This window comes from Nostoc sp. 'Peltigera membranacea cyanobiont' 232 (assembly GCF_002245985.1).
GTDB lineage: Bacteria > Cyanobacteriota > Cyanobacteriia > Cyanobacteriales > Nostocaceae > Nostoc.
This window is the reverse complement of record NZ_NOLK01000288.1, coordinates 1-4,687: the sequence shown is the minus strand read 5'-3', so window position 1 is coordinate 4,687 and position 4,687 is coordinate 1. Positions and strand designations below refer to the sequence as shown.

Here is a 4,687-nt window from a genome sequence, read left to right as displayed (position 1 = left end):
GCCCTCAACGCTTGGCGAATAAATTTTAGCGTAGCTTGAGCATAGTGCTATATTGCCGTTAACCTTTGCTAATTTTGTGGGAATACTATTTATTGTTGGTGTTGGGTTGTAGGTAAAAACTAACGTATGAATTTGCTGCGACTGAGAATGCATCACTTAATCGAGCAGTTAGCCGATGAAGATTTGCAAGACATTTGGAACGTTCTCGAAGCTTTACATTGTGACTTTTATATGCTCAAAGCGATACAACAAGTTAAGCGATCGCAGCAACCGTGGGATATATTAACCCATGAAGAAGCGGTACGACTGTTGATGTTTTTCTGATTCAGCAGCGCTTTCTTTTCTTGTGCCAGTGGCCCCTCAAGTTTTGGTTAAGGTAACGCCTAGTGAGTCTAGAAATGCGCTATGCAAGGTCTTTTTTGCTAGACCTGAAAAATTTAGAACCTGCTGCTTACGAGCGGGTGCATGATTTTGTCTTTGTTGAGTTAGCCCAAAAGTGGCAGTTGAGCGATCTAAAAGAACTGCGACAGCTTGATGGTGAAGGCATTTTTCACCGTTTTACCCTAGATAATTACCTGATTGGTATAGAAATCAGAGGTGAAATTGTGAAATTTTTGCGTGTCATCCCTATGCCAGATGTTTAAAGTGAAGAGTTAAGGGAACACTGAAAACTGTAAACTGTATAAGGCTAGGCAGGGATCGCTATAACCTTACATTAAACTGGTTTTTGAAAAACACTTTATTTGAGATTTCCCTATGGATGCTAGGGCACTTTGGCAACGATACCAAAACTGGTTATATTTCCACGAGGGATTGGGACTGTATTTAGACATAAGTCGAATGCGGTTCGATGATGCCTTTGTGGAATCGTTGCAGCCGAAGTTTGACAAGGCGTTTGCGGATATGGCTGAACTGGAGAAGGGTGCGATCGCAAATCCTGATGAAAACCGCATGGTTGGACACTACTGGCTGCGAAATCCTGATTTAGCGCCAACTCCAGAACTTACACAAGAAATAGTCCAAACCCTAGAACAAATCGAAGCCTTTGCGGAAAAAGTCCAAACAGGTGCTATTCATCCTCCCAGAGCAAGTCGCTTCACGGATATTATCTCCATTGGCATTGGTGGTTCCGCCCTCGGCCCCCAATTCGTCGCAGAAGCTCTTGCTCCTGATTTCCCGCCTCTGAAAATTCACTTTATCGATAACAACGATCCGGCAGGTATCGATCGCGTTATCAATCATCTCCGAAATAGCCTCGCCAGCACTTTGGTATTGGTGATATCTAAATCTGGGGGAACGCCGGAACCACGCAACGGCATGATTGAAGTTAAAAAAGCTTACGCCGGACACAATTTGGAATTTGCTCAATACGCGGTAGCAATTACCAGCGTTGATAGCAACCTCGATAAACTAGCCAAAGACGAAGGTTGGCTAGCCAGATTTCCCATGTATGACTGGGTAGGAGGACGCACCTCAGAAATGTCTGCTGTGGGGCTAGTACCAGCCGCATTACAAGGCATTGATGTTCGCGCCATCCTAGATGGTGCAAAAGAGATGGATGACGCTACCCGCGTCCCAGATGTCAAAAATAACCCAGCAGCCTTGCTTGCTTTGTCTTGGTACTTTGCAGGTAACGGAAAGGGTGAAAAAGATATGGTTGTCCTACCTTACAAGGACAGCTTATTTTTATTCAGTCGCTATTTGCAACAGCTGGTGATGGAATCCTTGGGCAAGGAAAAAGACTTAGACGGTAAAGTAGTCCATCAAGGTATCGCCGTTTATGGTAACAAAGGCTCAACAGATCAACACGCTTACGTTCAACAGTTGCGTGAGGGTGTAGCTAATTTCTTTGCTACCTTTGTTGAAGTATTAGAAGATCGTCAGGGCCCATCCACTGAAATAGATCCGGGAGTTACATCAGGCGACTATCTTTCCGGTTTTCTCCAAGGAACCCGACAAGCACTTTATGAAAATCACCGCGATTCGATTACAGTCACCATTCCCCAAGTTAATCCCCGAACCGTAGGGGCATTAATTGCTTTGTATGAACGCGCTGTTGGTTTATATGCGAGCTTAGTTAACGTCAACGCCTACCATCAGCCAGGGGTAGAAGCTGGCAAAAAAGCTGCCGCCTCCATTCTCGATTTGCAAACACGAGTGGTAGCAGTCCTCCAAAAAGAAAAAACTCCTCTTTCTCTTGAAGAACTTGCCCAGAAAGCAGGTGCATCAGAGCAGGTTGAGGCAATTTACAAGATTTTGCGTCATATCCATGCCAATCAGCGAGGTGTGGTTTTGCAAGGCGATCTTCAGAAACCCGGCAGTTTAACCGTTTCTGCTAGCTGATAGCTCTAGTGTGAATATCACATTTTGTCCCTAATTGTTGTGTAATCAACAATTTTTTATTGTGAAGCATCCTAGATAGAAGTTTTATCTTCCATCTAGGATGCTTTGCTGTATAGTTCGCAACTTGGTATAAATTCTCTCTCAATGATTGCAAAAATATCATAAACTTTATGCATTAATTGCATTAGTACGGATTTGCTATCACTTCACAGATGCGATTCTAATATCAGGGAATAAAGATGGATACCCCTGGTTAACACCAGGGGCTTTTTATTTAGAGCTACGCCTTAAACGTCAACACCGGACTCAATCGCGCCACAACGTCTACCATTTTTGCCTCCACTTGCACATCAATCACAGACTGAATCGGTTTGTAGGCGGCTGGTGCTTCTTCAATGCGGCGTTCTTCACGCAAGGTTATGCAGTCTACGCCAGTTAATCCCAGTTCTGCCTCGCTTTGAGATGCACCTCTGCGATTGAGGTCGAAGCGAGAAAAAATTCTTCCCGCCCCATGTGAGGCCGAATTACAAAACGCTGCATTGCCTCTACCCACCATCAGATAAGAATCAGTACCCATTGAACCAGGAATAATCACTGGTTGCCCTGCATGGGCTGGACAAGCACCCTTGCGTGTTACCCATCCTTGACCTTCTGGTAAGGTGATGTTGTGCGGCAAGTCGTAAACTAGAGGTGCTTCCACATCTTTGTATACTTCCCGTAAACGCAGACGTAGCAGTTCCGCTAACAGCAAACGGTTGATAAAGGCATAATTGGTAGCAGTTGCCTCGGCTTGCAAGTAACTGGCGACTAATTCGGGGTGAGAATGGTTAGAGAGAGGAAAAATCTGAGAATCAGGGTACTTCAGACCTTTTTGCCAAGTCGCCTTAGCTTTATCTCGCCACATTCCCCCAATATACTTACCCACATTTCGGGAACCAGAATGAATCATAAAAGCTAGTTGTCCCTCACGCACTCCCCAAGTATGGGCAAGGGTGCGATTTTCAACTTTATCAACTCGCTGCACTTCTACAAAATGATTGCCACCGCCAATGGTTGCTAATCCGCCATCGCGTACCAGTCCGGCATCGGGAACCAATTCTTCTGGCGCAAGTTTCCAGTCACCATCCATTGAACCACCTAAAAAGATGCGTTCGCTCTCTTGGGCTAGTTGTTGCAAATCAGATTTGACTACACTCCCCGTAGCCCGATTTTGCATGGCATCCAGCCAACCTAAAACTCCGTATTGAAATAGCGATCGCATTGCCTCAGCAGTCATTGTCACATCACGCGTACCAAAGAAGTAATCCCCCTTCATTTTTTCTACGAATTGGTCGCGCTTTGCTAAGAATTCGTCGATTGTCAAATCAGCAACGTGCAGGCGCATTCCACAATTGATGTCAGAACCGACAGCGCCAGGAATAACCTGACCAACGGTTTCCACAATTGAACCAATGGCAACACCTGCATCACCTGGGTGAAAGTCAGGTGTTGCACAGGCCCGACAAACGCATCCACCTGACGGGTGGCGGACACTTGCCAAATTCGCTAACTGCTTCAGCGCCTTAGCTTCTACGGGGAAGCCTTCTGGCAGAAGCACTTCCGCTACAGGTGCATCAGGAGAATTAACTAAACGGACAGAATAAGTGCGATCGTTGTAACTTACATCCAAACCCTGCCGCTCTAAAGCACGCAGGAGACGCTTTAAATTTTTTGGCTGCATGAAAACTCCAAATAGAGCCTTAAAAAAGACTCTTTGTTGTGAAGAGAGGAGGAGACTTGGGTTCAGCAGCCGCGTCTCAGGTGTTGCGGAGGGTTATTTTCCCGGAATTGTGGGGAAAACAACAGTTATATAGCCTTGATAACACACACTTGCATCAGGAGACAAGTGTTTTGTAGTATTTTGTATTCTTTAGCGATTTATGCACTACATCTCTAAAGAAAATTGAACTTTAGCAAAAAACTTTTAAAATTCTCTAGACTCTCCAGCCGGCTAGAGAGTCTAGTATGAATTCAAGGCGACTCTCTTTTCAGTTATTTCTGGCTAGGTTGTTCATTATTATCCCGTAAATCTATGACTCTCCAACTCACAGTTCCCAATATGTCTTGTTCTGTTTGTGCAAGTACCATCACCAAAGCACTTCAGGCAGTCGATGCTAATGCCAGCATTCAGGCAGATCCCACAACCAAGCTTGTCAGTGTAGAAACTCAAGCATCAGAAACAGTAATTAAGGAAGCGTTAGCTGCTGCTGGCTATCCAGCCGGCTAAAGAAAGGGGATTGGGGACTGGGGACTGGAAACAGAGGGAAAAGCAAATGGATAGTTCTTTCCTTTACTTAGTACTCAG

Annotated in this window: 5 protein-coding genes; 4 read left to right on the top strand and 1 reads right to left on the bottom strand. The window is 45.1% G+C overall.

What is annotated here, in order from left to right; all coding sequences use genetic code 11:
• Positions 1 to 126 precede the first annotated feature (126 nt).
• The 3 genes from CDG79_RS39075 (at position 127) to CDG79_RS39065 (ending at position 2,343) form a co-directional block, all read left to right on the top strand.
• Positions 127 to 324, top strand: coding sequence for a hypothetical protein (locus CDG79_RS39075; RefSeq protein WP_094332765.1), 198 nt, complete (start codon positions 127 to 129; stop codon positions 322 to 324).
• A 62-nt stretch (positions 325 to 386) separates the two neighbouring features.
• A complete protein-coding gene (locus tag CDG79_RS39070; RefSeq protein WP_012410276.1) occupies positions 387 to 644 on the top strand; it encodes a hypothetical protein in 258 nt (85 codons plus the stop codon).
• Positions 645 to 756: 112 nt separating this feature from the next.
• Positions 757 to 2,343, top strand: coding sequence for a glucose-6-phosphate isomerase (locus CDG79_RS39065; RefSeq protein WP_094346857.1), 1,587 nt, complete (start codon positions 757 to 759; stop codon positions 2,341 to 2,343).
• Positions 2,344 to 2,623: 280 nt separating this feature from the next.
• On the opposite strand, the gene CDG79_RS39060 is transcribed toward CDG79_RS39065, so the two are convergent.
• Complete coding sequence (locus tag CDG79_RS39060) at positions 2,624 to 4,063, bottom strand: RtcB family protein (protein ID WP_094346856.1); 1,440 nt, start codon at positions 4,061 to 4,063, stop codon at positions 2,624 to 2,626.
• A 351-nt stretch (positions 4,064 to 4,414) separates the two neighbouring features.
• On the opposite strand from CDG79_RS39060, the gene CDG79_RS39055 reads away from it, so the two are divergent.
• The gene (locus CDG79_RS39055) at positions 4,415 to 4,609 is read left to right on the top strand and encodes a heavy-metal-associated domain-containing protein (RefSeq protein WP_094346855.1); all 195 of its coding nucleotides are present in this window, start codon (positions 4,415 to 4,417) and stop codon (positions 4,607 to 4,609) included.
• Positions 4,610 to 4,687: the final 78 nt, after the last annotated feature.

Excerpts from the sequence above, each read along its gene's own strand:
- CDG79_RS39075 (WP_094332765.1), top strand. The coding sequence starts at position 127 with ATGAATTTGCTGCGACTGAGAATGCATCACTTAATCGAGCAGTTAGCC.
- CDG79_RS39065 (WP_094346857.1), top strand. The coding sequence starts at position 757 with ATGGATGCTAGGGCACTTTGGCAACGATACCAAAACTGGTTATATTTC.
- CDG79_RS39060 (WP_094346856.1), bottom strand. The coding sequence starts at position 4,063 with ATGCAGCCAAAAAATTTAAAGCGTCTCCTGCGTGCTTTAGAGCGGCAG.
- CDG79_RS39055 (WP_094346855.1), top strand. The coding sequence starts at position 4,415 with ATGACTCTCCAACTCACAGTTCCCAATATGTCTTGTTCTGTTTGTGCA.